General features: G+C 39.0%; 3 protein-coding genes. All 3 read right to left on the bottom strand.

What is annotated here, in order from left to right; genetic code table 11:
• A partial coding sequence (locus QZU77_RS10740) for a TIGR00266 family protein (protein WP_295603973.1) occupies positions 1–570 on the bottom strand: 570 nt, incomplete at its 3' end.
• Positions 571–596: 26 nt separating this feature from the next.
• Positions 597–1,028, bottom strand: coding sequence for an ACT domain-containing protein (locus tag QZU77_RS10735; protein WP_295603971.1), 432 nt, complete (start codon positions 1,026–1,028; stop codon positions 597–599).
• Between the two features lie 48 nt (positions 1,029–1,076).
• A complete protein-coding gene (locus QZU77_RS10730) occupies positions 1,077–2,381 on the bottom strand; it encodes a phenylacetate--CoA ligase family protein (RefSeq protein WP_295603969.1) in 1,305 nt (434 codons plus the stop codon).
• Positions 2,382–2,612 lie beyond the last annotated feature (231 nt).

The raw sequence follows: 2,612 nt of genomic DNA, 5'->3' as shown, positions 1-2,612 counted from the left end.
TTCTCCACCAATGAGCATATTTTTAGCTCCTTTCACTCTTTCAATGTCAAAATCAACTGTTGACTCCATTGCTGCAAGGTGTCCCTGATCAATAAGCATGCTTTCGCCAGCTGCAAGGTCGTATTCAAGCACTTCACCATCAATTTCCAAAAACACCATTCCATTTCCTGTGAATTTCTGAAGAATGAAGCCCTCTCCTCCGAAGAGGCCTCTTCCTATCTTCTTTTTAAAGTGTATTGATATGTCCACATCCTCTTCAGATGCAAGATATGAATGTTTCTGGGCAATGATTGTATTTCCATTCAATTTGAGTGGAATGATCTTGCCTGGATATCCTGATGCAAATCCGATTTCCTGATTATCTGATTCAGCTGTATAGAAGTTTAAAAAGACTGTATCTCCAGCTAATGCTCTTCCGAGACCTTTCAGGATTCCGCCACCAGTGCTGGTTTCCATTTTTATATGGGAGCTCATTAGAGCCATGGAACCACTCTCGTTTTTCATTGTTTCCCCTTTTTTCAATTTGCAGATTAGAATTGGGAAAGGTCCTCCTTTGATTTCATATTCCATTTTTTTCATCCTCTTTAGTATTGAAATTATAAGTTGTATACGACATCTGCCGGAACGATTTTGGCATTATTTGAATCCAGGACATTTATCATATTGTCCAAGTCATTTGCATGCAGTAAAAGAATGGCCTTGGATGTTTGATCATGTGTGAATGCATATAGGTATTCCAAATCGATGTTTTCATCCTTTAGGATTTTCAGCACCTTTGTAAGTCCTCCAGGGGTATCGTCAAGTTCCACTCCTATGATGTCAGTCAGCTTGACTATGAAATTGTTTTTCTCCAGGATTTCCTTTCCATTCTCAGGGCTGTTTACAACAAGCCTTAAGATTGCGAATTCGGAAGTGTCAGCCAATGATAATGCTCTTATGTTAATATTTTCCTGTGCAAGTATCTCCAATGCCTTGTACAATCTTCCAGGTTGATTTTCTATGAATATGGATAATTGCTTGATTTTCATTTTTTCTCCTCTTATGGTTTTTTAATAATTTTTAAAATTCATTTCCTATTAATGCAGGTTGCGCTTGTCGATTACCCGTTTTGCTTTTCCCTTTGTGGCTCTTGGAAGGCTCTTAGGCTCTACCAGAGTAACTTTTACACGGATTCCGATTTCGTTTTGTATGTAGTCTGCAATCTTGTTTTGAACATTCATCATTTCCTTTACACCATCGAAGAAAAGGGATTGTGAGGCTTCGACCTTGACTTCGATTTCATCAAGTATGTCAGGTCTTGTGACAATGATTTGATAATGAGGCTCGACATCGCTTACTTTAAGAAGCGCCTTCTCGATTTGTGATGGGAATACGGCAACTCCTTTAACCTTTATCATGTCGTCGGCCCTGCCGGTGATCCTGTCCATTCTCACATGGGTTCTTCCACATTCGCAGGTGTCGTAGTGAAGGGCTGTGATGTCCTTTGTTCTGAATCTGATTACAGGCATTCCCTCCCTTTCAAGGTTTGTCAGAATCAATTCTCCCTTCTGACCTTCTCCAAGAATCTTGCCTGTGTTTGTGTCTATGATTTCAGGATAGAAGTAATCTTCTGCAATATGAAGGCCGTTTTGGGCAGAGCATTCCATTCCAACTCCAGGCCCCATGATTTCAGTTAGTCCGTAGATGTTGTAAGCCGGTGCATTGAAGGTTTTCTGAATCCTCTGTCTGATTTCTTCGGTATATGGTTCTGAACCGAATCCAATTGCCTTAAGACCTACTTTGGTAGGATCCACTCCTTCTTCCTTGGCTACTTCTCCAAGGTGGAGGCCGTATGACGGAGTGAAGATGAGGCAGGTTGTACCGAAGTCGTTCATGATTTCCACTTGCCTTCTTGTCTGGCCTGTTGATATCGGAATGATGGTGGCTCCGATGTTTAAAACACCATAGTGAACACCAAATCCTCCTGTAAACATACCATATCCATGTGTGTTTTGAATGATGTCGTTTTCATCAAGGCCCATCATCTTGAGGCCTCTTGATATCACTTCCGCCCATATCTCCAGGTCTTTCTTGGTATATCCGCTTACTACAGGCTTTCCAGTTGTTCCGCTTGATGAATGGACCTCAACTATTTCCTTTTGATCTACTGCGAACAATCCGAATGGATAAGAAGCCCTCAAATCATCTTTAGTGAGTATTGGAAGTTTTTCTATATCCTTCAATGTTTCTATGTCTTCTGGAAAAACTTCGCATTCTGTATATTTCTTATTGTAAAAAGGTATCTTGTTGAAAGCCCTTTTCACAGTAGCTTGCAGTTTTCTTAGTTGAAGTTCTTCTATTTCTTCCCTAGGCATGCATTCCGCTTTTTCATTCCAAAACATAAATTCTACCTTCAATATTTTTTATTTTTGAAATCATAATTGGATAATTATAATTGTTATAATAATATAGTTATGTTTGTTTTTAATTAAATATATTATCGGTTATTTTTGTCAATTTATCTGCTTTTAATCTTAAATTCATATGACCTTCAATTCCTTCATGTATTCAAGACTTTTTTTGATTGAATCCACACTATGAAGCTCCAGCATGTAGATTCCATCATAGCCTTT

Origin of the sequence: uncultured Methanobrevibacter sp. (assembly GCF_902774605.1) — an archaeon.
Classification (GTDB): domain Archaea; phylum Methanobacteriota; class Methanobacteria; order Methanobacteriales; family Methanobacteriaceae; genus Methanocatella.
This window is presented reverse-complemented; position numbering and strand designations above follow the sequence as displayed.

Bases quoted from the DNA above. Each gene is read 5' to 3' on its own strand.
- QZU77_RS10735 (WP_295603971.1), bottom strand. From the start codon at position 1,028: ATGAAAATCAAGCAATTATCCATATTCATAGAAAATCAACCTGGAAGA.
- QZU77_RS10730 (WP_295603969.1), bottom strand. From the start codon at position 2,381: ATGTTTTGGAATGAAAAAGCGGAATGCATGCCTAGGGAAGAAATAGAA.